This is a genomic window from Mesobacillus sp. (assembly GCF_047739415.1).
Taxonomy (GTDB): Bacteria; Bacillota; Bacilli; order Bacillales; family Cytobacillaceae; genus Mesobacillus.
On record NZ_JBIQOE010000056.1, the window covers coordinates 1 to 24,538 of the forward strand.

The window sequence follows — 24,538 nt, forward strand, 5'->3', positions numbered from 1 at the left end:
GATGGCCAACTGGACATGGAGAAGTCCAGTAATGGCCTAGAATTAAAGCTAAGAGAGTCTATTTCCCATGAAAAATCCGCTGAAATTCAAAAAGGGGTTCGGAATGAGAACATTCCGAACCCCTTTTGTCGACAAACTGAGCAAAGAGGATTTGACCTCTTTGCTTTTTCTTATGGGTGAAAAAGAACCAATTTTCCTCTAGGTGATGTACAGCGGTGCGTCTTGTCGATGAGGTTTTTTTCTTCAAGCATTTTTGCACCGATTTCTTTCGCCTCTTCATCGTTGCCGGCCTGGAATGACTCGTCAATCAATTTTTCCCCATTTGGTTCAAAGGCTGTCAGTTTGTAAGTATCCATCACAACTTCCCCTTTTTATAAAATTCAGACTGTTACTATTATTTTTGCATAACTTTTTTAAATATGCAAAATAAAAAATATGTTTAAAATATGAAACTATTCCCCTATAAAATTCGTAGTAATTTATTGGAAAAGGAGGAAGATTAATATGGTCTTACGACTTGAACAAGTTACAAAGAGATTTGGCAATTTCACAGCAGTGAATCAGCTTTCGCTCAATATACCAGAAAAAGAAATGTTCGGATTTCTTGGTGCAAATGGCGCCGGGAAGACAACAACCTTCCGGATGATCCTTGGTCTCCTTGATGCCTCGGACGGAAGGATTACGTGGGATGGCAAGCCAATCAATTATGAAACGAGCAGTATTATCGGTTACCTGCCGGAGGAAAGGGGACTTTATCCAAAACTTAAGGTCCGCGAACAGATCGTCTATCTTGCGAGGTTAAGAGGGATGCGCAAACAAGCCGCCCTCAAGGAGCTTGATTATTGGCTTAATCGCTTCAAGGTACCAGAGTATGCGGATAAAAAGGTTGAAGAGCTTTCAAAGGGTAACCAGCAAAAAATCCAGTTCATTGCCGCAGTCATCCATAAGCCAAGGCTGTTGATCCTTGATGAGCCTTTCAGCGGACTGGATCCGGTGAATGTAGAGCAATTAAAGGAGGCTGTCCTCGAACTCAAAAATGCGGGCACGACTATCGTATTTGCGAGTCACCGGATGGAGCATGTGGAAGAAATGTGTGAGCATATTTGCATCATGCACAAAGGCAGCCCTGTCGTTCATGGGGCCCTCAGAGAAATCAAAAGATCCTTCGGTAAAAAGAATCTGGTCATCCATGCCGATTTTGATACTTCATTCCTAAAGGATTATCCTGGCGTTATAAAAGCTAAAATGACAGCAGAGGGAATCCACCTTCAAATTTCGGGTGAGCAGGTTGCTGAAGACATTCTAAAGAATATCGTTGGCAAAGGATTTATCCGCAAGTTTGTTCTTGAAGAACCAAGTCTAAATGATATTTTCATCGAAAAGGTGGGTGATTCATATGAATAATTTTTTTATCATCCTAATCCATACATACATGAGCAAATTGAAAACAAAATCCTTCTTAGTTACAACGGTTCTGACCGTAGGAATTATGCTAGCACTCACAAATATGACTAATATCATTGACTTTTTCAATAAAGGTGATGAGGCAGATAAAATCGTTGTCATTGACGAGACTGGCCAGCTTTTTAAGCCGCTGAATGAGCAAATGAAGATGGTCAACGAAGAGCTTGTCTTGGAAAAGTATGATGGAAATGAAGAAAGTGCCAGGAAAGCAGTCGAGGAAGGAAAGTATAAAGGTTTACTCGAATTAAGCTTAAACAATGAAAAGCTTCCGGCAGCTTCCTACAAAGCGATGAGCATTGCGGATTCTGCTATTCCTGGAGACCTGCAGGCGGCATTACAGCAGATTAAGACGGCAATGGCATCCACTCAAATCAATATCGCTCCAGATCAATTGGAAAAACTTTATGCTCCAGTTGAATTCGAAAAATCTGCTCTTGAAGAAGATGCCAAGACGGAAGAGGAACTGAATCAGGCAAGAGGATTGGTCTATGTTCTTCTTTTCATCATTTATTTTGCGGTCATCATGTACGCCAACATGATCGCTATGGAAGTCGCAACTGAAAAATCATCAAGAGTAATGGAAATCATGATATCCAGTGTATCCCCTATCAAGCAAATGTTTGCGAAGATTCTCGGGATTGGGCTGCTGAGCTTGACACAGCTAGCTGCTCTCTTGCTAGTAGGTTACTTTTCAATCAAGCAGAATCTCGAAAACATGGAAGGTGGATTCTTCGAGTTTTTTGGTTTTGGGAACGTTGCAGCAAGCACGATCGTTTATGCGGTAATCTTCTTCATATTAGGTTACTTTCTGTATGCGACTATGGCTGCATTCCTGGGCTCTCTTGTCAGCAGGATTGAAGATGTCCAGCAAATGATCACGCCGATGACAATGCTTGTTGTCGCTGGTTTCATGATGGCGATGTTTGGGCTGGGCCAGCCAGAAGCGCCATTTGTAAAATATACATCCTTCATTCCATTTTTCTCGCCGATGCTGATGTTCCTGCGTGTAGGGATGCTGAACATTCCTTTCTGGGAAATCGCCTTATCAATCGGTATCCTCGTTGCCACAATAGCCTTCTTGGCTGTATTTGGTGCTAGAGTCTACCGAGGTGGAGTCCTGATGTACGGAAAATCAAATTCATTCAAGGACATCAAAAAAGCACTGCAGCTAACGAAAAACGAATAATGGTAAAAGCCGTAATCCTCGGATTGCGGCTTTTTTACAGGGATTTCGAAATGCTTAGTGGAATATTTATTAAGGATAACGTTGCATATACCCGAAGTAAAGAGGAAATTACAGTCACATCAAGGGCCGCATATGCCCGAAATGAACAGGAAACGTCAATGACGGTCACATAAACGGCGAACATGTGCCCGTGGAGAAGAGGAAGCGGCAATGACAGTCATATAAACGGCAAACATGTGCCCGTGGAGAAGAGGAAGCGGCAATGACAGTCACATAAACGGCGAACATGTGCCCGTGGAGGAGAGGGAAAAGCAGTAACGGTCATATAAACGGCAAACATGTGCCCGTGGAGAAGAGGAAACGTCAAAGACGGTCACATAAACGGCGAACATGTGACCGTAGAGGAGAGCGAAAAGCAAAGACGGTCACACAAACAGCAAACATGTGCCCTTGGAGGAGAGGAAACGTCAAAGACGGTCACATAAACGGCGAACATGTGCCCGTAGAGTAGAGGAAACGTCAAAGACGGTCACATAAACAGCAAACATGTTCCCATAGAGATGAGGATACGACGATTACGGTCACAAGTTTACTAGATTTAAAGAAGGAGAGTGTTCGTGTTGCGGCAGATTATTGCGATGGGCGGCGGGGGTTTTTCGATGGAGCCGGAGAATCCGCTGTTGGATTTATATATCCTGGGGCAGTCGGAAAAGCAGACGCCAAAGGTTTGTTTTGTTCCGACGGCCAGCGGAGATGCTGACAATTATATTACAAGATTCTATAAAGCTTTTGAAAGCCATGAGTGCATCCCTTCACATCTGTCATTATTTAGTCCGCCGACAAGGGACCTTGAAGCCTATGTTATGGATAAAGATATTATTTATGTGGGCGGAGGCAATACAAAAAACCTACTGGCTCTTTGGAAGGAATGGGAATTGGATACCATCCTGCGAAAAGCCTGGCAGCAGGGCAAAATAATGGCTGGAGTAAGCGCCGGCTCGATCTGCTGGTTTCAGGAAGGGGTAACAGATTCTTTGGGCAGCGGACTTGAACCGCTAAAAGCTCTTGGGTTCCTGAAAGGGAGCAATTGCCCGCATTATGATGGTGAAGAGGAACGCCGGCCTGCTTATAAGAGATTTGTAGGTTCGGGAAGGATTTCCGGAGGATTTGCCGCTGATGATGGAGTTGCATTGCACTTTATCGATGAGGAATTAGTTAAGGCCGTAAGCTCAAGGCCCGAAGCAAAAGCTTATCATGTCTGCAAGACAGAAGGAAAAGTGCGGGAAACAGTAGTAGAAACCATGTATCTCGGATAAAGTGAAACTGCAGTTTAGATGAGAACTGCAGTTTTTTTGATTATGTTGGTAGAACGTGCATTCGTATTTTGAGCATGTTAAAATAAAAGAAAATAGGACGGGAAAGGAATAACAAAATGAAACAGGTGAAGTTTTTACATACTGCCGACCTTCATCTTGATAGTCCGATGGTCGGTCTGAGGCATTTGCCAAAAGCCATTTTTCACAGGTTGCAGGAGAGTACTTTTGCAGCCTTGAAAAATATTACGGATGCTGCTATCAAACATGAAGTTGATTTTGTCGTCATTGCAGGTGATCTATACGATGCTGAGGACCGGAGCATTCGGGCTCAGGCTGTTCTTCGCAATGAAATGGAGAGGCTCGCTGAAAAAGGGATTAAGGTATATGGGATTCACGGAAACCATGACCATCTTGGCGCAAAATCTGTGACTATTGATTTTCCGGATAATGTTCACTTTTTCTCGGATCAGGTGGAAAAGGCTGATTTTATGAAGCATGATGGCACTCTTGTCCATTTGTACGGATTCAGCTATCCTGAGCGGCATGTAATGGAGCGATGGATTGAGAAGTATAAAAAGATTGATGGCGCAAATTTTCACGTTGGTTTGCTTCATGGTCATTTTGAGGGAGTGAGTGATCATGGGAAATACGCACCTTTCAGGTTATCCGAGCTTATTGATAAAGACTATGATTATTGGGCACTTGGCCACATTCATAAGAGGGAGTTTTTATCACAGCAGCCTTATGTTGTCTATCCTGGCAATCCCCAGGGACGAAACAGGAAGGAGTCCGGAGAAAAAGGGGCGTATATTGTTAAGTTGACAGAAGCTGGATCCGAGGTTTCTTTTATTGAAACAGCTGATGTGATATGGGACGAAACAGTTATTGACGCGAAGGATTCCCTAAGCTTCAATGCCACTTATGAAAAATGCCTGGCCGTCATTGATGGGAAAAGAAGAGAAGGAAAAGGGGTACTGCTGGATATCCGGATTGATAACCTGGATTCGGGTCAGGCAGATGTGATTGAAAAAGTAGCTAGTGGTGAACTCCTTGAACTTCTGCAGGAAGCTGAAAAGGATGAGGAGTCTTTTGTCTGGGTGCACAGACTCAAATTTACTGAAAACATTGCTGTCGACCGCGCTGAATTGATTAAGCAAAGCGATTTTTATGAGGAGTTATTCAATTCTATTGAGCATTACGATGATTTAAAAGACTCACTGTCTCCATTATTCCAGCACAGCCAGGCTAGAAGGCATTTAGGGCTGCTGTCGGAAAGTGAAAAAGAACAGCTGATTGAGGATGCCGAAAGGATTCTGCTGCAACTGCTGCTGAAAAATTAATGAAAGGAGGCAGCATGATGAAACTTATTGAACTGCATATATACGGATATGGCAAGCTCGAGGATTATATGATTAGCTCTGTAGGGCAATTGCAGATTTTCTATGGCGAAAACGAAGCAGGGAAGTCTACCATCATGTCATTCATCCACAGTATCCTGTTTGGCTTTCCGGCTAAGCAAAGTGCTGAAATCCGCTATGAGCCCAAGAATAATTCAAAGTATGGCGGCAAAATAAAAGCCTTTTTTCCTGACAGGGGAGTGGCTGTCATTGAGAGAGTGAAAGGCAAGGCTACCGGCGATGTGACAGTATCCCTTGAGGACGGGACGATTGGCGGTGAAGAGTTACTTAAGGATCTATTGAAAAGAATGGATAAAAGCATTTTCCAGGCTATTTATTCGTTCAATGTCCATGGACTGCAAAATATCCATGCAATGAAAGGAGAAGAGCTTGGCAGGTACTTGTTCTCTGCCGGAACGCTTGGTACAGATAAGCTCTTTAATACGGAGAGTTTCCTTACAAAGGAAATGGAGCAGCGCTTTAAGCCAAGTGGGAAGAGGCCGTTATTGAATGAGAAACTGAAAGAGTTGAAGGAAGTCCAAACCTCATTGAAAATCGCAGAACAGCAGAACGAAGAATATTCGGAGCTGATGAGTACGAAAGATGGATTGACCAAGAAAATTGCTCAGTTGCAGAACGAAATTGCAATGCTGGAGCAAAAAGGGCTTAAGCTTCGTGAGTACAAGCGAAATGAAAAGCTTGTCATAGAAGCCGCAACGATAGAGAGCAAAATCCGTGAGCATGATTCGGGGTTTTTTCCGGGAGATGGTCTGAACCTTCTTGAGAAATTGGACGAGCAGCTTAAGGTCATCCAGGCAAGATTGTTAAGGATAAAAGAGAAGAAGGACCATTTCCTGAAAGAACTGGAGAGTAACAGGCCGAATTCTGAATTACTCGGAATGGAAACTGAAATTGAAGCCAGAATTGAGAATCTGCCTTTATATGAACAACTGAAGCAGGAAAAAAGACTTCTTGAATCCAAACTGGAGGAAATAACAGAAGAAATAAGTCAGCTAAATGACAAGCTTCATACAGACTTCAATGAAGAAAATATCCATGAAATCAACACAAGTATTTTTATTAAGGAAGAGGCCGAAAACATCCAGCAGACAGAGCAAAGATTAAGAGATAAAAAGCTGGAGTTGGAGGCTGACTTTGAAGAGGAGAAAAAGGCACTAGCAGAACTTGAGGCAAGGGCTGAAGGTGCAAAAGCTGAACTTCTTGATGAAGGAAAGCGAAATCAATTAGTGAACGAAATGGATCACCTGGAGAATAAAGATAGAATCCAGTCCGAATTAAATTATCTGGCAGACCAGGTTGAAGCGGCCAAATCCAGGGAAGAAAGTGAAAAAAACAGAAGAAAAAAGCAACAAAAGAAAGAGTATAATCAGTTACTACTTCTCGGAGGTATTTTTCTCATTGTGTTCCTTTGGGGAATCACAAATGGCACATGGTTATTAGCTGGAATCGGGATAGCAGGTTTGTTGTTTTTGTTGGCTGCGCGCTATAAGTCAAATGAGAAAATGCCAGTGGAGGACCAAATCCTATCCAAGTTGCTGGAGCGGGAAAGAGAGTTAAAAGATGCGTTAGGCAGCCAGCCGGAAGGCAGTGCTTTTACAATCAAAAATCTGCTTGCCAGGGACGAAGAGGTGAGGCTGCGCCATCGTGAACTGCTCATAAAAATCGAGCAGCAGCATGATCGTTTTGAAAAAGTTGTCCAGCAATTTGAAGCATGGGAAACAGATATTGCCGGTATAAGGCGGAAAAGGGCAGAATTACTGAAGCAATTTGGTCTAACGGAAACTGTAGGCACTATCAAAGTTATGGATGCCTATCAATTAATAGATACGCAGAAGCAATATTTCCGTGAGAGGAAGAGAATAAAAGAAAGCATAAAGAAAGTAACTGAATCTTTAATGGAAATGGAAAATAGCCTGAAAATGCTTGCTGAACGATTTCTTCATAATAGCAATCTTGCCCCGATAGAGGCAGCTAGTCTGCTGAAGAGGACATTGCGTGAAGAAATTGACCAGAAGTCGAGGTATCACGAACTGACCGTGAAACTAGAGGAAGTTGAAGAAGAACATTCATCACTTCAGAAGGAAGAATTAGTGATCAGTCAAGAAAAGAAAGGGTTACTTGCTCTGGCAAGAACAGAAGATGAGGATGAATTCAGGCAGAAAGCGAAGGATGCTGCATTGGTGAAAAACTGGAGTGCAAGGCTGGAGGATATAAATTATCAGCTGCTTGCATCTGGATTGACCGATGAGGATCGTGACAAGATTCTAACAGGAGTTTCGCTTGAGGAACAAATCGAGGGAAATGAATTGAGGCTAGAACAGAGCAAGAGGGAATTAACCACACAGTTTGATGTAATCGCCGATGTAAAGCATAAAATGAAGGTACTTGAAGAAGGCGGTATATACAGTGAATTGCTCCATAAATATAAGCAGCTTCAGCATGAGTTTGCAGAAGATGCGAAGGATTGGGCAAAGTTTGCAGTTGCCCAGGATTTGCTATCGAGGACAATAGACCGTTATAAGGAGGAGCGCTTGCCGAGAATGTTGGCCAAGGCCGAGAACTTCCTGTCGATTTTGACTGATGGACGCTATGTGAAAATCATTCCTCAACTTTCTGGAAGCGGTTTTCTGATTGAAAGAAATGATCATATGTTATTTGAAGCGAATGAACTTAGCCAGGCAACTTCAGAACAAGTCTATGTATCCATCAGGCTGGCCCTTGCAGCCGAACATTATGATCGTTATCCATTCCCGATTATCATCGATGACAGTTTTGTCAATTTTGATTATAAAAGGACTGCCAGTATTATTAAGCTGCAAAGGGAAATGAGCAACAAGAATCAAATTCTTATTTTTACATGCCATCGTCATCTGCTGGACTACTTTACGGAAAATGAAATTCTCAATCTGCAAGAAAAAAGTACAAATATAGTTTAAAAATGCCATGGTTTGAGAATCAGAGACAATAGACTCTGTATGTTATACTGTTGCAGAGAGGAGAGGGCGGTTAACTATGAATAAAGGAATTTTGAATCACGAAACAGGGGACCAGGTAGAATTATTTTTATTGATCAAGCATTCGTCAAAAGGGATTGCCAGCAATGGGAAGCCGTTTTTGACACTCATCCTTCAGGACCAGAGCGGGGAAATAGAAGCAAAGCTTTGGGATGTTTCCGACGAAGATGAAGCTACTTACTGTGCTGAGAGCATTGTAAAAGTCCAGGGAGATATCCAGAATTACCGAGGGCGAAACCAGTTGAAAATCAGGCAAATCAGGCCTGCTTCAACAGCTGACTCTGTCAAACTATCTGATTTTCTTGAAACAGCCCCTGTCAGCCAGGATGAAATGAGCAGCAAGCTCACCCAATATATTTTCGAAATGAAGAACCCTAACATCCAAAGGGTTACCAGACATTTATTGAAGAAGCATATGAATGCTTTCATGGAATATCCTGCGGCGACTAAAAATCATCATGAATTTGTTTCAGGACTTGCGTATCACGTTGTCTCCATGTTGGACCTAGCTAAATCAATCGCAACACTATATCCTAGCCTTGATAAGGATCTTTTGTATGCGGGAGTCATCCTTCATGATTTAGGAAAAGTCATGGAGCTATCAGGCCCGATTTCAACAACTTACACAGTTGAAGGGAATTTGCTCGGACATATATCGATCATGGTCAATGAAATTGGCAAGGCAGCCGATGAATTAGGAATCAGCGGGGAGGAAGTAGTTATTCTTCAGCATATGGTATTGTCCCATCACGGGAAAGCAGAATGGGGCAGCCCGAAACCGCCAATGATTAAAGAGGCGGAAATTCTGCATTACATCGATAATCTTGATGCAAAAATGAATATGCTCGACCGCGCGCTTGCCAGGGTTAAACCAGGTGAGTTCTCCGAAAGAGTATTCGCTCTTGATAACCGGTCTTTTTACAAGCCTGTATTCCATAAGTAAAAAGCAAAAGGTCCACTCCAATTCTATGGAGAGGGCCTTTTTGTTTTTCATCTTTTTTGATCTCCTAAGGCATATTTAAAAATAAACCTCATATTAATACTGTAAGAGTTCAATTTGGACAACCTTTTAAATGGAGGGTATGAAAAAATGTCAATTCCAATCTGGGTAATAGCAGTCGCAGCAGGGATTGTATTCAGTGCCTTCATGGCAGTGAAAACAGGGAAAGAAGAACGAAAAGAAGAAATGGAAAGCATTGAACGTGAAGGCGAGCTTTATATGAAGCGACTTGAGCGGGAAAAAGAACGGCGTGAACATTCGGTGGAAGCATAAAAAAACACTGGTCTCCAGACATGGAGCCAGTGTTTTTTCACTTATTGTGGTTGTGTTTGTGCTTCTGCTTCTGGGAATTCAGCAGCGCCTTTAAGGTCTTTATCCTTGATCTTTACATTAGCTTTATCAAGCTCACGTTTTAGAACCTCTTGAATCTTGTTAGAGTCTAGCTGAGCAAGCTTCAACTCATACTCAAGCTCGTCCTTCATTTTTTCGTAAGATTCTTTTTCTTTCTTCTCAGTTACCTTGATGATGTGGAAGCCGTGCTGTGATTTTACAGGTTCGCTGATTTTATTTACTTCAAGAGCGTAAGCCGCCTCTTCAAATTCAGGAACCATCTTCCCTGGGCCGAAGAATCCAAGGTCTCCGCCTTTTGCAGCTGATCCAGGGTCTTGAGAATATTCTTTCGCCAGGTCTTCAAACTTTGCGCCTTCTTCAAGCTTCTTCTTTACTTCCTGTGCTGTTTTTTCATCTTTTACAAGGATGTGACTCGCCTTGATTTCAGGCTTGTACTCCTCGTAGCGCTTCTTAATCTCATCTTCGCTGACCTTTACATCTTTCAGTGCAGCTTTTTCCATAAGAAGCTGGTCTTTAAGGACTTCTTTTAATTCTTCCTCGTCTTTAAGCTGGTTTTGCTGAAGAACTAGCTCGAAGTTCTCTCCAAGCTCTTCCTTAAGCTCGGCCACTTTTTCCTCAACTTCTTTATCAGTCACTTTATAATTTTCCGCGAGAACTTTTTGGTATAACAATTCTTGAAGTGCTTGCTCTCCGTACTTTTCCTTCATTGATTGGTAAAGCTCTTCTTTAGTAATGTTGCCTGCCTTCGACTCAACGATGACTTCTGAAGAATCGGCATTATCGTTGCTGCATGCACCTAGTCCCATAACTCCGGCTGCAACCGTGAGGGAAATTATCATTTTTTTCATGGTGAACATCTCCTAAACAGAAAATTCTAGTGGCCGTTTTAATCCACAAACTCTACTATAACATATTTTTAATTTTCTACAAAAAATAAGTAATGGATATTTTTGGATTAATTGAGGTGGGCGGATATCTATACCGTTTGTTTACCGGTGCATAGGATGTAGAGAAGAGAAAAAAAGGAGGTAGTTGATAATGGGCCACTATAATTCAGGCTTTGCGTTAATCGTTGTCCTGTTTATCTTGCTGATCGTTGTAGGTGCAGCATACCTGTAATCAACAAAATGCAAGTAATGCAGGATAGTTGCCTATGCGGAAACGACATTACTTGAATAAGATATCATAACCACTTTGGAAGGAGGTGTTAATATGGGTGCAGGATACGGCGGCGGCTTCGCGTTAATTGTCGTGTTATTCATTCTGTTAATCATCGTGGGTGCAGCTTGGCTTTAATCTCTGAGTAAAGAATATGGGGGCAATTTTGCCCCCATATTTCTGAACAACGATGTTAAGGCAAGTTCTTAGCAGAAAGGAGGAACCTCAATGTCTGGAGGAGGACATGGATGTGGCGGCGGCTTTGCATTGCTCGTTGTCTTGTTCATTCTGTTAATCATCATCGGTGCATCTTGGCTGTAAGCATCGATGGGGCAATGCTTTCTGCATGCCTTAATCATTCAAAAGTAATCAACGATTTTGGAAATAAAAAGCGGTGAGGGAGACCTCACCGCTTAATTTATGTAAACAGTATTTTATTATTTCAACTCCGAGAAATGTCCAGCTCCAGCACCTAGCCCCTCGAGACGCTTGTCTAGTGTCGCCTCCTAGAAACTCCGAAACTTCAACTCCGCCGGCAGAAGTAAAAAGCGCTTTTTTGTCGGAGTCTCCAGTTTCTACGTTTCTGGACAGTCGGCTATACTTTTCGGTTTCGGTCCTGCCAATGAAGTCAAAGAACGACTTCACTGTCAGGACCTCCAGTGCTTGTGGGGGCTGACCGAGGCGCTTGCGCTTTTTTATGTAGTCACGTATACAAAATTTCAACGAATGATGAAATTAGCAAGATTGTAACTAAAATATTGATCGTCCTGAAAATTTTCGCATGTTTGTCTTCAGGTATTTCCTTCTGGATGCAGAGGGAATCTGTAAGCTTATTTATATAGAAAAGAATGAAAGCAGCAAATAGGACAAACACGAACAAAATGGAGATCATCGAAGAATCCCTCCTTAGCAATCTTTTTATCTTAAATACAATAACAAATATTTTAAGAAAAAGATAGTTATTTGATAAAGGCATATAGCTAGTTATTTGGTGCAGGAGGGTTGAAAGGAAGATAACTGAAATCAAGATTTGCCAAACTGTAAGCATGCTTTTGAATGTGAGGGAATGAGCAAACCATTGGAAGAACAAAAAGCGGAGGGGGTTATGTTCATTCATCCGCTTTATAAGATGATTTCAGCTGAAATCCAGCCAAAAGCTACAGCCAGAGGAAGTGGACAAGTTTGTAGCGCCGAGGGGTTATCCTTCCTCTATTGTTGGAGTGACATCATACATAAAGTATTAAGCATACTCCTTTTCGGCTGGATCTATTTTTTTAAGGGTACCGTCTTGGTCAGAAAACTTGCTGTCAATATTCGAAAAAGACTTCTCGAATATTTCCATAAAGTCATCGCCATAAATATTACGAACAATTGCCATGATTTCAATGATGTCCGGAAACTTTCCATATAGTTCCTTCAGTGGCATGGCTCCTGAAAAAACGGCATTAGTATCTGGCTCATAGTTTTCCATCAAAGCGAGCAATATACCTTCGCCTTCTTCCGTAAGCTGGATATACGTATTTCTCTTGTCGCTTTCCTTCTTGGAAAACTTCAAATAACCACGTTCCTCAAGCTTTTTGGAAAAGTTGAAAGCAGTGGAAACATGCATGACACCAAATTTTGCCACATCTGAAATCGAAGCTCCATTCAAATGATAAGCAATCCATAAAATATGGTGCTCATTGATATTCAGGTCGAATGGTTTGATCCATTGCTGCCAGTCCTTCTCAACAGACTTCCAAAGGGCTTTACTCAACTGGGCAATTCTCTGGCTAAATATCATTGCTTCTTTCATAGAATAATTTTTATCTCCCATTCTCATATTCACCTACTTTATTGTTTCTATTTTCATTATGCCAATAAAACAAAAATTAATAAAGATATAAATTTACAAAATTTTTTGAATTTGTTAAATTCCATCTAAAGTCGGGTGTTTTTTTATGTAATTTTTTAATTGTCATAACAAAAACGCCATTTGCATAATATATCTTTCTTGATAAAAAAAGAAAATCCTTCCCACCGGAAAAATTTTACTTAAGGGGAAGGATTGTTCCTGATTACTTTTCTTTAGAATTAGCTGCCGCCAATTCAGTTTCCAAGTCTTTAATCGATTCTTCAAGCTCCATTACATCTTCCTGAAGACCTTTCTTGTTTTCTTCGGTTTCAAGCTTCCACTCAAAGATAGCCGTCTTGACATCGGTAATAAATGTTTGGATAGAGGCTTTTCCTTCTTTTGAAGCAGTGGCCACTGTATTTTTTAATTCAACTGCTGAATCCTTTATATCCTTAATGGATCCGATGTATTCATTTTTATTGGCTATAAGAGTTCTTCGCGTCTCATATCCTGATTTTGGAGTTGCAAGCAGTGTTGCAATACCTGCTACAACACCACCAATAACCATTCCTGATAAAACTTTTTTCGCATTCATGTTTTGACCACCTCATCGATTTTTCTGTATATGTTCTCCAAATGTATCACGATTCCTCTTTTCTTCTATATTTAATTTCCTATTCTGGCACAAATAAACGTTATTAGCTTCATAGCCTTAAATTAACAGGCATAAAAATATAGTAAGGTCGTGTTCAGGAAGGAGAGGAGGGGAGTAGAGATTTTTACAAGTGTAGTATTTCTCATCAGCGTTGCTTTCTTTGTGGGGGCCGTCCATCATCTCCTTGCGTTAAAGAAGCCGGGTATGTATCCTCCGAAGGCGCTTCTGCGAAAGAGAGCAGGGACGCTGGCAGGGGGAGGAGCAATTTTTTTATTGATTGGGATTATCTTTTACACATTCCAATAGACATAACAAAGCCCCTGTCCGTTATAGACAGGGGCAGATATTTTTTAATGGATTTCAGCAAGCTTTGCTCTTTTAAAAATATTCGTTGCCACAGGATAAAGGATACCCATGAAAACGGCGTTAAATGCTGCTGCTGGAAGGACAACCGCTGCGAATAATGCAGTGAACGGTCCTGGCAGGCCGACAAGGAAATATGCAGAACCAAGGAAAACGATTCCTGAAACTATGGTTCCAATCGCTGTAAGGCCAGCAGCAGTATAAATCGAAAACTTGAAATTTTTCAGCGCCAGCAGGATCCCGAAAAAGACAAACGCAGTAACAGGCTTATCAATGATGTTCGGAACAAGGCCTCCTGGGAAAGTAGTAGTCAATCCTGAAATCAGTCCAGTAACGGCTCCAACCAGTAGTACACTCTTTTTGTCAGGAAACAGGATGATCCCAAGGAACATCATCGTCAGCATCATATCTGGCTTCATCCCCAGGAAAAAACCGGGTACAACCACGTGCAAGACGGCTCCCATCCCCACTAAAAGTGACAATGCTACAAGATTCTTCGTATTCATTTCTCATCTCTCCTCTGCTATTCTAGCTAACTAGTACTCCTCCTGCAGTGCTCTCTATGCCTGCAGCGAAAAGCTTTCTCCAATTATAACACATATTTTAATTGAGTAAAGGGTTAGTATTCTGTTAATTTCTGCCCCTGAATGAATTCATAAAGTCAGCAAGTTTTTCAACGTTTTGGAGTGGAACGGCGTTATAGATCGATGCTCTGCATCCGCCGACAGACCTGTGGCCGGCAAGCCCTATAAAGCCGGATTCCTCCGCCTCATACAGGAAGGCAGAAGTCAGATCATCATTATCGAGTGTAAAGGTGATATTCATCAATGAGCGGCTCTTTTCTTCAGCATGCCCTGTATAGAACCCGCCGCTGCTGTCTATCGCATCATAAAGCAATCCCGCTTTCTGCTTGTTCAGCTGTTCAAGCTGTTTTACCCCTCCCAGTGAATCTGCCCATTCAAGCACAAGCATCAGGAAATAAATCGATAAAGTAGGGGGTGTGTTATAAAGCGATTGTGAATCAGCTTGGACCCGATAATTGAGCATAGAAGGGAGCCCTGGCCTAGAACGATTTAGCAAATCTTTATGAATGATGACAACTGTGACACCGGATGGTCCCAGGTTTTTCTGCGCACCTGCATAGATGAGTCCATACGAAGATATATTTATAGGCCGGCTGAGAATGTCACTGGACATGTCAGCAACTAGCGGAACTGGCAGTTTCTCAGGAATAGAATGCCACTGTGTTCCGTAAATGGTATTGTTCGTAGTAATGTGGAGATAGGAAGATGCAGCTGGAATGTCGAATTCTGAAGTACTGGGGATAAATCTATAGTTGGCATTTTTGGAAGATGCGGCTATCATGGCATTTCCAATTTTCTGAGCTTCCTTGAACGCTTTCTCTGACCATGTGCCGGTAAGGACATAACTCGCTGGCGATCCTTCTTCAAGCAGGTTCATTGGGACCATCGAAAACTGCAGACTTGCACCACCTTGGAGAAAAAGAATTTCATATTCATCAGGAATGGTGAGCAGATTCCTGAGAAGGTTTTTTGTGCGTTCATTAATTTCCTCGAATTCCTTGCTGCGATGGCTAAGCTCCATGACCCCCATCCCGCTGCCTTGATAATTCATCATTTCTTTTTCTGCTTTGGCTAGTACTGACTCAGGCAATGCAGCCGGACCAGCATTAAAATTGAGCGCTCGTTTCATATGGATCCCCCCGAAAATTTAATTACGGTATGTCTTTAATGTGTTAAAGTTATCATCATGCTACAAGAAATTCAAGCAGAATTCTAATGATTTCAGAAAAATTAAAATAATTTTTAAAGAAGTGTGGATTTTTTAAAATAGTCGTTAAGGAGCACATAGTTGTATGGAGCATGCTTCTTAAAGAAGGTCTAACGGACAAACGCGAGTGAAGCAAGGCGAAAGAGAAAGGCTCTATTGGACAAACGCTAGGGAAGTATCGCAAAAAGTGTCCGATAGGGAGGCTCTATCGGACAAACGCAAGGGGAGAATCGCACAAAGTGTCCGATAGGAAGGCTCTATCGGACAAACGCAAGGGGAGAACCGCAAAAAATGTCCGATAGGAAGGCTCTAACGGACAAACGTGAGGGAGAAACCGCAAAGAATGTCCGATAGGAAGTCTTTATCGGACAAACACAATGTGAATAGCCAGAAGAGTGTCCAATAGAAAATCTAAATTTAGCACCAATAAAAAAACTCCCGCAATGCGGAAGTCTAAATCTTGCTATTGATTTCTGCGGCGATTTTTTGGTAATCGTCGGATGTATATTGATCCTGATGTGTTTTCCACACAGCGCCGAAGCCATCACCATTGCCATAGCGTGGAATCAAATGCATGTGGAAGTGGAAGACTGATTGGCCAGCTGCTTCGCCGTTGTTTTGAAGCACATTCAGGCCGATTGGATCATATGCAGCCTTAATTGCATTAGCGACTTTTGGGACTGCCTTGAATACGTTCGCGGCAATCTCGTCAGTTAGTTCGTAAACATTTTCTTTATGTACCTTTGGGATCACAAGTGTGTGTCCTTTCGTGACCTGGCTGATATCGAGAAATGCAAGGACGTTCTCATCTTCATATACTTTTGCTGAGGGGATATCGCCGTTGATGATTTTGCAAAAAATGCAATCACTCATTTCTTCCACCCTTTCGTTTGTGTATTTCGCTTCTGTCCCGTTCAATTCCAGGACTCTGCGGTTTTTTATGGTATTTTATCACATTTTGCCAATATGAATAAAGAAAGAAGGACAGGATCCGCTTGGAATCCTGTCCCTGAAGGGGGAACTAATTACTGTTCATTGACGTTCTCAGCAGGTCTACCTTTGATAAACACCTCATTTTCAATTCATTTGAATTATAAAAATGATGGGTTATTCAGTACCTGGTTCAATCGGACCATCCCCTTATCTGCTTTAATCGGTTTCACAACTTATAAAGCGGGAAGTGATCTGCGACACACACCTCATTTCAAAATGTGGAGTGATGTTACTGAACGGCTGGGTTAACATTTACGTAGCGCAATGCAACCATCCCCTTGTTTGAACGTTGAAGTCAGTGTGCTTATAAATCGAATAATATGTCTTTAACAGACACCTCATTTCGAATTATTGCTTGTTTCCCCTTCAAAAATTATGATGCCCCGATTGTCAGCATATATGCGAAAAAGTTTCGATAAAAGTTGAAGCTTTTCCTAATCGATGAGGATTTGTTAAAATAACGGTACAGAAATACGAACTGGAAGGGCGTTGTACATGTCTTTATTGGAGATTAACCAGGTAACGGGTGGCTATACAAGGAATCCGGTATTGAAAAATGTAAGTTTCACTGTCAATGAAAATGAAATCGTTGGATTGATTGGTCTGAATGGCGCCGGAAAAAGTACAACGATTAAGCATGTGATTGGCTTGATGGAACCACATAAGGGTGAAATTAAAATTAATGGCAGAACCTTTTTGGAAAACAAGGAAGAATACCGGAAGCAGTTTACCTTTGTACCTGAAACCCCTATTCTTTATGATGAATTGACACTTGAAGAGCATCTGCGGCTGACAGCAATGGCCTATGGCCTGGAGGAAAAAGAATATGAGCAGCGGATAGATTCATTATTAAAGGAATTCAGGATGAGCAAAAGGTTGAAATGGTTCCCTGCCCATTTTTCAAAAGGGATGAAACAAAAAGTTATGATCATGTGCGCATTTTTGGTACAACCTTCACTTTACATCGTTGATGAACCATTTGTCGGCCTTGATCCACTTGGGATTCAATCTTTGTTGGATCTGATGGATAAGATGAAGGAAAACGGGGCTGGCATTTTGATGTCGACACATATCCTCGCAACGGCAGAACGTTATTGCGATCGTTTTGTCATTCTCCATAATGGAGAGGTCAGGGCACATGGGACGCTTGAAGAGTTGAGGGACCAATTCCAGATGCCTGGCGCAACACTGGATGACCTGTATATTCAACTGACAAAGGAAGAAGACTATGTTTAATCCGCAGCACTTATGGAAGGAGCGTTTCGGTACTTTTGCCAAGGAAACCGGAAGCTACCTGCGATACATTTTTAACGGCCATTTAGTGATTGTCGTCCTGTTTTTATTGGGTTCAGCAGCTTTTTATTATCAAGAGTGGATTGAAACGCTGCAGCCTGATTTCCCGGCAGCGTGGATCATCTCCCTGATTCTTTCTGCTGTGCTTACATATAGTCCAATTCAGACATTTTTGACCGAGGCGGATAAAATATTTTTATTGCCGCTTGAAACCAGATTGGATGTTTATTTCAAGAAATCGATTACATTTAGCCTGAGCCTGCAGTCCTATTTATTGCTGCTTGTACTAGCAGTGCTTATGCCGCTTCATGTAAAAATACATGGTGCCGATTTTAAATCGTTTTTCATCCTTTTAATTGCACTCATTCTCATAAAATGGACAAATATATTGATACGCTGGAATGTACAGTATTTTATTGAGAAGAACGTAAAATTGACGGATAGCATCATTCGTTTTTGTGTTAATGTTGTGCTTTGGTATTTTATCTTTTCAGGTGCCCAGTTGATTTTTACAGCCGTTCCAGTCGTAGTTTTAATCATGCTTTATTTTTACTATAAAAAACAGGCGATGGACAAAGGTTTGAAGTGGGAGCAGTTGATCGAGGACGAAGAAAGACGGATGAACGCCTTTTACCGTGTGGCCAATATGTTTACGGATGTTCCAAAGCTGCGAGACCGCACGAAAAGAAGAAAATGGCTAGATTGGCTTGTTAACATCATTCCATACAAGCAGCACCTGGCCTTCAGCCATCTCTACTTAAGGACCTTCGCAAGATCAGGGGATTATTTCGGATTGCTTGTCCGTCTCACTATGATAGGAGGAGCAGCGATTTATTTCCTCTCATATGGTCCGGGACAAATTTTATTTGCTTTGCTTTTCATGTATTTGACAGGGTTCCAGCTTTTGCCGTTATGGAACCATCATCATAACAAACTATGGGTCGGTCTGTACCCTGTGCCGGAGAATGCAAGGAAGAAATCCTTTACGAGCTTGCTGCTGGGAATAATGATTTTTCAGGCAGCTGTATTTGCAGGGACAGTTTTCATTAAAGGCGATCTGATATTAGGAGCGATTGTATTAGCTTCTGGAATTGCATTTTCACTGTTCTTTGTCTATTTTTACAGTCAGAGCAAGCTGAAATCCTAATTTGGAAATCCTTTTCGTAATCGCTTTGAGCTTTTATGAAAAGGATTTTTTTTGAATCGTTTTTGTGTTTGAGACGTAATAGTAAAAACAAGGGGTGAAAGCATGAATGAATATGAATTGAAGGCTTATGAAGAGGTTCTCGACTGGAAGCGGAAGCTGAATAAACGTTCAAGCCTTTTGGCGCGTGCTTCAAAGAAGGCGCAGACGAAAGTGAATCAGCTGATTCCAGACAGAGTCCATCAATTTTTGACGGAAAGTATTAAGAACATGGTCAAGGCAACTCTGGCGGGATCGAATTACACGACAAAAAAGCAGCAAGGAACAGGGCTGACACTTGCTGAGAAAGACCAGGAGCTTCATAAAAAGATGTCTGCATTCAAAAGGACGGCGGCTGTCGAAGGGGCTGGAACTGGAGCCGGGGGCATACTGCTCGGAATGGCGGATTTTCCATTGCTTTTATCGATTAAAATGAAATTTCTTTTTGAGGCTGCATCGGTATATGGTTACGACCCTTCAAGATATGAAGAAAGACTTTTTATCCTTTATGTTTTCCAGCTGGCTTTTTCAAGCGATGACCATCGAAAGCAGACACTGGACTTGATTGAAAACTGGGAAGCAAGAAAAGCTGAATTAACGGAGCTGGATTGGCAGCAATTTCAGCAGGAATACAGAGATTATATTGATTTTGCCAAAATGCTGCAGCTGATGCCCGGGATTGGGGCTGTTGTAGGGGCTTACGCAAATTACAATCTGCTCGACCAGCTAGGTGAAACAGCGATGAATGCCTATAGGATAAGGATCCTGAAAACACCTCCGCAACTTTGAGATGCGGAGGTGTTTTTATATTGGAACTTTTAAGCTAAAGTCTCGCGTTTTTCGTATTGGGGTTGTTCCTTTATTTGATAGTTCAATGCGGCTGCGCAAAGAGTTTTTGCGGCTATGACCATCGCTTTTTCGTCAAAATCGAATCTTGGGTGATGGTGCGGATACGCCCCTTCTGTTTCTGGCTTCGCACCGGTGAAAAAGAAGGTCCCTTTTACATGCTGGAGGTAGTAGGAAAAGTCCTCGCCACCCATTTGAAGATCACTTTCTTCAATCTTTGTCACTTCCGGTACTTTTGTTGCGCAGTCTATCAGGAATTCAGTTTCTGCTGCATGGTTGACGACGGCTGGATAGCCTTTTTCATACTGGTAGTCATATGTGCAGTCTGTTGCCAGGCAGGTGCCATTGACTACTTTTTCGATTTCCTTTGCGATGAAATCCCGGGTTGATTCGTTGAATGTCCTGACTGTTCCAATCAGCTTTGCTTTATCGGCAATTACATTGAAGGCATTTTCTGCTACGAATGAACCGACGGTTACAACGGCGGAATCGACAGGATCGACACGTCTGCTGACTATCTGCTGTAAAGTTGAAACCAGCTGTGCTCCAGCAACAATGGCGTCCTTTGTCTTATGTGGCTGCGCGCCGTGTCCGCCTTTTCCCTGGATTGCTATTTCAAATCGGTCAGCAGCTGCCATGATTGGTCCAATCCGGTATTGAATGGTTCCTGTCGACTCAGTGGCCCACAGATGGGTACCGAAAATCGCATCCACGCCTTCAAGACAGCCATCTTCGATCATCGATATCGCGCCGCCTGGAGCGTACTCCTCAGCATGCTGGTGAATCATCACATAAGTTCCCTGCAATTTTTCCCTGGCTTCATAGAGGACCTTTGCAAGCACCAATAATGTCGCTGTGTGACCATCATGGCCGCATGCATGCATGACTCCTGGAACTAATGATTTATATGGTACATCTTTCTCGTCCTGTATCGGCAGGGCATCGAAATCAGCTCTAAGTGCGACTGTTTTTCCTGGCCGGGCACCGTGGATTTTTGCGACTACACCATTCCCGCCTACATTTGCTCGGACCTCAACCCCAAGTTTTTCGTAAAACGATTGGATATATTGTGCTGTGTTCACTTCCTGGAAAGACAATTCAGGGTGTTGGTGCATATAACGGCGGATTTCCACCATTTCCGGATAAAGGTTTTCGATCTTTTTAAAAAGCTGATCCTGCAATTGATTCACTCCTTATGCGAAATAGTTTGATAATTTAAATAATTATAGCACATAAATTGAATAAAAACCTTTTAGAACCATAGCAAAAGAAGCTCCCATAAAGGAAGCTTCGTATATAAATGGAGCCTTGTAATGGCATCCAGTATTTTAAATCAGGAACATCGCCACGATGGTGGTGACGATCAGGCCGATTGTAACCGGAAGCAGATTCCTTCTAGCTAGTTCAAATGGATCGACTCCGCAAATCGCGGCTGCTGGAATCAATGCCCATGGAACTAAAGTACCGCCGCCGACCCATATGCCAGCAATTTGACCAAGGGCAGTAAGGGTAGCCGCTCCGGCACCTATGGCAGTCGAGAAAATCGCTGCCACCGATCCTGCGAGAGAAATTCCGGAAAACCCTGATCCATCGAGACCAGTAATTGCGCCGACAGCAGTGAGGGTTACCGCACCAACTTCAGCGTTGAGCGGGACAACAGAAGCCAGCGCCACTCCGAGGTCATTTACAATTCCCTGCGAAGTTTTTGGCAGGAATTCCCCGATAATTTTTGTGAAGCCTGAATCACCAAGGTAGAAGAAGGCGGCGATTGGGATGACTGCCCCGAAAACCTTGAATCCAAACTGGAATCCATCGATAAGGTAACTGGTTGTTTTCTCGAGCCCTTTATTTTTATGTGCTGCGATGGAAATGAGAAGAAGGATGAAGATCGAGGTCCCGCCTACCAGTGCGGTTGCATCGCCCCCTTGTAAGTTGAGAATGGACATTGCTGCGACATCTGCTGCAAATAAAATTGGGACCAGAAGGGCGAAAAATTTCCTGGCACCGTCTGATAGCAAGCTTGGGTCACTAGTTTGATCAAGTTCCACTTCGAGTGTACCGCCGCCCTTTAGTTTGCCGTTTTTCATGTCTCTTTTTAATAGATAAAAAGCGGTGACCGTTGTGACTAGACCCATGACAATGACCAGCGGGATACTGGCCTGAACAACCGAGCTGACAGGAATGCCAGCTGCATCAGCTGTCAGCTTTGGAGCTGCCTGGATGACAAAGTCGCCGGACAGGGCAATTCCGTGCCCGAAGAGGTTCATTGCGACGGCTACCCCAAGCGCAGGCAATCCGACTCTGACAGCAACCGGTAAAAGGACGGCCCCCATCAATGCTACAGCAGGTGAAGGCCAGAAGAACCATTAAAAGCACTTATAGACACCACTTAAAAGTGTTGGTATCATTGGCTTTAGGTAATAATACTAACATCAAGGAGTTGACATCGAAGTGGTAACAAACAACAACATCATAAAGAACGTAGCAGTTTACCTTCGTATTTCAAGGGATAAAGGGGAGAACGTTGACACCCTACAAAGTCACAGAGAACGTCTTGTAAGGCTATGTGAGGAAAGAGGATACACTTACACCATATTTGAGGAAATCATATCAGGGCAGGCTAGGATGGAAGCAAGGGAAGCCCTTAATAGTTTATTGGATGATTTAGAGAAATATGATGCGGTTGTTGTTACAGCTATTGACCGTTTAAGTCGTGATTTAGAATACAGTATTCATATATTCAAACGATTAGAAAAAGCAGGTATTCCAGTTATTACACCTGAAAGGATATACACCGAACAAGACTTTACTCTTTACGCTATTGAATCCACCCTAGCACATGGAGAATATAAGCAAATTAGAAAGAGGATGCTTCAAGGTAAAAGGGATAAAGCCCTTAGAGGTGAAATCGTAGCAAGTAGACCACCATACGGATATGATTCCATTCTTAACAAAGATAAGAAGCGAACCTTTGTACCGAATGAAAAAGCCGAAACCGTTAGGAAAATATTTAACCTTGCGATAAATGGATACGGTGGGAAATCAATATCTGATATAACTGGTAAGCCTTATAAATCAGTTCAAAATATATTACGCAATGAAGCCTATACTGGAACAATGATTTACAAAGATATTAGGGTAGAAGATGCCTTTCCTGCTATCGTGGATAAGGATACCTTTAAGAAGGCTGATTATGCTATGAGGGAAAGATTTGCAGGAGATAGGGAACAAAGAGTAAGAACAAAAGGTAAGGTGAGAACCATTCTAAAGGATTTAGTTTACTGTGATAATTGCGGTAGAAAGATTAGTTTTCAGTTAAAAAGAAGAGAAGTATATGAAGATGCAATGGTAACTAAGAAATGTGAATGCGGTATGCCAGGAGTAAAAGAAGAAACATTACTGGCAGAGTTTTACGCACAATTCTATTGGGTTGAACTTCACTTTAGAGAAGAATGGCAGAAGGCACTGGATACACCGTTAGAGGACAAAAGGGGAAACATTGAAGGACAGCTTACCGAACTAACAAAGAAGCAGGAGAAGTTAAACAAAAGGCTTAAGAATGCTAGGGAAATGCGTTTAGACGGTGAACTATCTAAGGCAGAGTTTGAAGAAATTAAAACAGAATCAGAGAATGAACTTATTGCCCTTTCCAGTAAGATAGCCGAATTACAAGATGAATTATCATCACTGGACACCGCTAAGTTATCACAAGGTTATCAGGAGAAACTAAAGCTTATCGGTATGATTAAAGAGGAATTAAATTTGCCTGAAGGTAAAGGACAGCTTAACTATACCAAGATTGAAGAGTGTACAAATAAGGAAGAAGCAAACCGTTTGTTAAAACTCCTAATTGATAAAATTTACTACTTTAGAGGAATTGAAGCTAATGCATTCGGTGAAGAGGAAGAAGTTATAAAATTAACCATAGCCCCTAAGTGATTATACTTAAGGGGTTTTTTATTTCAATTTTACTTCAACTTTCTGTCAGATTAATGAAATAAGGATTTACTGACTAAGTTAACGATGTTAAAATAATTTGTGGCACAAGGAGGGATAAAATGGAAAGAGTCGTTAGAGTTATTATTAGTTTAAGTTTTGTGTTTTATTTATTAGCATTGGTAGTTTTATTATTCTTAGGTACAAGAGGATTCATATTCACAGATTTGTCATTGATAGAATACATCAAGAGGTCTTCGAATTTTGTTCCATTTAAAACGATAAGTACATATATTAAGGCGATATTTGACGGAAGTATGAATATGGATATTCCAATTAAAAACCTTGTTGGTAATTTGTTTATGTTTTTGCCAATGGGTATCTATATCCCTTACTTTATAAAAGGAATATACAAAGTAAGTGTTTTTTCACTTTCAATGACCATATTGTTTTTTGTAATTGAAGTCATACAATTAGTATCAAGAAGAGGTAGTTTCGACATAGATGATTTTATTCTTAATATGCTAGGTGCTTTGATAGGATTTGGAATTTGGAAATCAACTTTTATCCAAAAATTATTGAAACAAAAGTCCAAACACCAATTTCAGTCATAATAGTTATTTTTCATTAAGAACCGTTGAAAGACGGTTTTTTTTTCTGTAATTTTCCCTTTGAAATTAATTATCACTCGAATCGACGAAGTCGATCCATTCATTACCTAAAGATATTTCCACTCT

General features: G+C 41.7%; 26 protein-coding genes and 1 pseudogene. 16 read left to right on the forward strand and 11 right to left on the reverse strand.

The features are described from left to right. On the forward strand, positions 1 to 180 hold a 180-nt coding region (locus ACH0QE_RS05385; protein ID WP_415799669.1), incomplete at its 5' end, for a hypothetical protein. Here ACH0QE_RS05385 and ACH0QE_RS05390 read toward each other — a convergent pair. Continuing rightward, entirely contained in the window at positions 171 to 356 is a 186-nt protein-coding gene (locus tag ACH0QE_RS05390; protein ID WP_415799670.1) for a YhzD family protein, read from the reverse strand. The genes ACH0QE_RS05385 and ACH0QE_RS05390 overlap by 10 nt on opposite strands. Before the next feature lie 148 nt (positions 357 to 504). Here ACH0QE_RS05390 and ACH0QE_RS05395 point away from each other — a divergent pair, with 148 nt between their 5' ends. From ACH0QE_RS05395 to ACH0QE_RS05425, 7 genes are all read left to right on the forward strand, one after another. After that, positions 505 to 1,404: an ABC transporter ATP-binding protein gene (locus ACH0QE_RS05395; protein WP_415799671.1), complete on the forward strand. Its 900-nt coding sequence runs from the start codon at positions 505 to 507 to the stop codon at positions 1,402 to 1,404. Next, positions 1,397 to 2,650: an ABC transporter permease gene (locus ACH0QE_RS05400; protein WP_415799672.1), complete on the forward strand. Its 1,254-nt coding sequence runs from the start codon at positions 1,397 to 1,399 to the stop codon at positions 2,648 to 2,650. Before ACH0QE_RS05395 ends, ACH0QE_RS05400 begins: the two co-directional genes overlap by 8 nt. Positions 2,651 to 3,270: 620 nt before the next feature. Beyond that, on the forward strand, positions 3,271 to 3,966 hold the full coding sequence (locus ACH0QE_RS05405; protein WP_415799689.1) for a Type 1 glutamine amidotransferase-like domain-containing protein: 696 nt from the start codon (positions 3,271 to 3,273) through the stop codon (positions 3,964 to 3,966). A gap of 116 nt (positions 3,967 to 4,082) precedes the next feature. Next, entirely contained in the window at positions 4,083 to 5,306 is a 1,224-nt protein-coding gene (locus tag ACH0QE_RS05410) for a metallophosphoesterase family protein (RefSeq protein WP_415799673.1), read from the forward strand. A gap of 14 nt (positions 5,307 to 5,320) precedes the next feature. After that, positions 5,321 to 8,320 (forward strand): ATP-binding protein, encoded by a 3,000-nt coding sequence (locus ACH0QE_RS05415; protein WP_415799674.1) that lies wholly within the window; start codon positions 5,321 to 5,323, stop codon positions 8,318 to 8,320. A 76-nt stretch (positions 8,321 to 8,396) separates the two neighbouring features. After that, positions 8,397 to 9,341: a 3'-5' exoribonuclease YhaM gene (gene yhaM, locus ACH0QE_RS05420; RefSeq protein WP_415799675.1), complete on the forward strand. Its 945-nt coding sequence runs from the start codon at positions 8,397 to 8,399 to the stop codon at positions 9,339 to 9,341. Positions 9,342 to 9,488: 147 nt separating this feature from the next. After that, positions 9,489 to 9,671, forward strand: a complete 183-nt coding sequence (locus ACH0QE_RS05425) for a sporulation YhaL family protein (protein ID WP_415799676.1) — start codon at positions 9,489 to 9,491, stop codon at positions 9,669 to 9,671. 41 nt (positions 9,672 to 9,712) lie between these two features. On the opposite strand, the gene ACH0QE_RS05430 is transcribed toward ACH0QE_RS05425, so the two are convergent. Beyond that, the gene (locus tag ACH0QE_RS05430) at positions 9,713 to 10,597 is read right to left on the reverse strand and encodes a peptidylprolyl isomerase (RefSeq protein WP_415799677.1); all 885 of its coding nucleotides are present in this window, start codon (positions 10,595 to 10,597) and stop codon (positions 9,713 to 9,715) included. 190 nt (positions 10,598 to 10,787) lie between these two features. Here ACH0QE_RS05430 and ACH0QE_RS05435 point away from each other — a divergent pair, with 190 nt between their 5' ends. The 3 genes from ACH0QE_RS05435 (at position 10,788) to ACH0QE_RS05445 (ending at position 11,228) form a co-directional block, all read left to right on the forward strand. After that, the gene (locus ACH0QE_RS05435; RefSeq protein ID WP_023615406.1) at positions 10,788 to 10,868 is read left to right on the forward strand and encodes a YjcZ family sporulation protein; all 81 of its coding nucleotides are present in this window, start codon (positions 10,788 to 10,790) and stop codon (positions 10,866 to 10,868) included. A gap of 93 nt (positions 10,869 to 10,961) precedes the next feature. Beyond that, the gene (locus ACH0QE_RS05440; protein ID WP_064503397.1) at positions 10,962 to 11,045 is read left to right on the forward strand and encodes a YjcZ family sporulation protein; all 84 of its coding nucleotides are present in this window, start codon (positions 10,962 to 10,964) and stop codon (positions 11,043 to 11,045) included. Positions 11,046 to 11,135: 90 nt separating this feature from the next. After that, on the forward strand, positions 11,136 to 11,228 hold the full coding sequence (locus ACH0QE_RS05445) for a YjcZ family sporulation protein (RefSeq protein ID WP_415799678.1): 93 nt from the start codon (positions 11,136 to 11,138) through the stop codon (positions 11,226 to 11,228). A 48-nt stretch (positions 11,229 to 11,276) separates the two neighbouring features. Here ACH0QE_RS05445 and ACH0QE_RS05450 read toward each other — a convergent pair whose 3' ends face one another. The 7 genes from ACH0QE_RS05450 to ACH0QE_RS05480 all read right to left on the reverse strand — a co-directional run bounded on the left by ACH0QE_RS05450 (position 11,277) and on the right by ACH0QE_RS05480 (position 16,423). Beyond that, on the reverse strand, positions 11,277 to 11,552 hold the full coding sequence (locus tag ACH0QE_RS05450; RefSeq protein WP_415799679.1) for a hypothetical protein: 276 nt from the start codon (positions 11,550 to 11,552) through the stop codon (positions 11,277 to 11,279). 58 nt (positions 11,553 to 11,610) lie between these two features. Then, a complete protein-coding gene (locus ACH0QE_RS05455) occupies positions 11,611 to 11,799 on the reverse strand; it encodes a hypothetical protein (protein WP_214705013.1) in 189 nt (62 codons plus the stop codon). A 348-nt stretch (positions 11,800 to 12,147) separates the two neighbouring features. Continuing rightward, on the reverse strand, positions 12,148 to 12,723 hold the full coding sequence (locus ACH0QE_RS05460) for an HTH-type transcriptional regulator Hpr (RefSeq protein WP_102261747.1): 576 nt from the start codon (positions 12,721 to 12,723) through the stop codon (positions 12,148 to 12,150). Positions 12,724 to 12,964: 241 nt separating this feature from the next. Then, positions 12,965 to 13,336, reverse strand: coding sequence for a YtxH domain-containing protein (locus ACH0QE_RS05465; RefSeq protein ID WP_415799680.1), 372 nt, complete (start codon positions 13,334 to 13,336; stop codon positions 12,965 to 12,967). Positions 13,337 to 13,746: 410 nt separating this feature from the next. After that, positions 13,747 to 14,265, reverse strand: a complete 519-nt coding sequence (locus ACH0QE_RS05470; protein ID WP_415799681.1) for a tryptophan transporter — start codon at positions 14,263 to 14,265, stop codon at positions 13,747 to 13,749. Positions 14,266 to 14,389: 124 nt separating this feature from the next. After that, on the reverse strand, positions 14,390 to 15,472 hold the full coding sequence (gene serC / locus ACH0QE_RS05475; RefSeq protein ID WP_415799682.1) for a 3-phosphoserine/phosphohydroxythreonine transaminase: 1,083 nt from the start codon (positions 15,470 to 15,472) through the stop codon (positions 14,390 to 14,392). Between the two features lie 531 nt (positions 15,473 to 16,003). Further along, positions 16,004 to 16,423 (reverse strand): HIT family protein, encoded by a 420-nt coding sequence (locus tag ACH0QE_RS05480; RefSeq protein WP_215024435.1) that lies wholly within the window; start codon positions 16,421 to 16,423, stop codon positions 16,004 to 16,006. A gap of 615 nt (positions 16,424 to 17,038) precedes the next feature. On the opposite strand from ACH0QE_RS05480, the gene ACH0QE_RS05485 reads away from it, so the two are divergent. The 3 genes from ACH0QE_RS05485 (at position 17,039) to ACH0QE_RS05495 (ending at position 19,808) form a co-directional block, all read left to right on the forward strand. After that, positions 17,039 to 17,779 carry an ABC transporter ATP-binding protein gene (locus ACH0QE_RS05485; RefSeq protein ID WP_415799683.1) on the forward strand — a complete coding sequence of 247 codons (741 nt, stop codon included), beginning with the start codon at positions 17,039 to 17,041 and terminating at the stop codon, positions 17,777 to 17,779. After that, the gene (locus tag ACH0QE_RS05490) at positions 17,772 to 18,983 is read left to right on the forward strand and encodes an ABC transporter permease (RefSeq protein WP_415799684.1); all 1,212 of its coding nucleotides are present in this window, start codon (positions 17,772 to 17,774) and stop codon (positions 18,981 to 18,983) included. Before ACH0QE_RS05485 ends, ACH0QE_RS05490 begins: the two co-directional genes overlap by 8 nt. 102 nt (positions 18,984 to 19,085) lie before the next feature. After that, positions 19,086 to 19,808, forward strand: a complete 723-nt coding sequence (locus tag ACH0QE_RS05495) for an EcsC family protein (RefSeq protein ID WP_415799685.1) — start codon at positions 19,086 to 19,088, stop codon at positions 19,806 to 19,808. Positions 19,809 to 19,837: 29 nt separating this feature from the next. On the opposite strand, the gene ACH0QE_RS05500 is transcribed toward ACH0QE_RS05495, so the two are convergent. Both ACH0QE_RS05500 and ACH0QE_RS05505 read right to left on the reverse strand, forming a co-directional pair. Then, entirely contained in the window at positions 19,838 to 21,046 is a 1,209-nt protein-coding gene (locus tag ACH0QE_RS05500; protein WP_415799686.1) for a M20 family metallopeptidase, read from the reverse strand. 147 nt (positions 21,047 to 21,193) lie between these two features. Then, positions 21,194 to 22,231: pseudogene (locus ACH0QE_RS05505) on the reverse strand (hypothetical protein); the annotation flags it as partial. A gap of 85 nt (positions 22,232 to 22,316) precedes the next feature. Between ACH0QE_RS05505 and ACH0QE_RS05510 the strand changes: the two are divergent. After that, positions 22,317 to 23,804 carry a recombinase family protein gene (locus ACH0QE_RS05510; protein ID WP_415799687.1) on the forward strand — a complete coding sequence of 496 codons (1,488 nt, stop codon included), beginning with the start codon at positions 22,317 to 22,319 and terminating at the stop codon, positions 23,802 to 23,804. 119 nt (positions 23,805 to 23,923) lie between these two features. Further along, positions 23,924 to 24,415, forward strand: a complete 492-nt coding sequence (locus ACH0QE_RS05515) for a VanZ family protein (protein ID WP_415799688.1) — start codon at positions 23,924 to 23,926, stop codon at positions 24,413 to 24,415. The last annotated feature ends 123 nt before the right edge of the window (positions 24,416 to 24,538 follow it).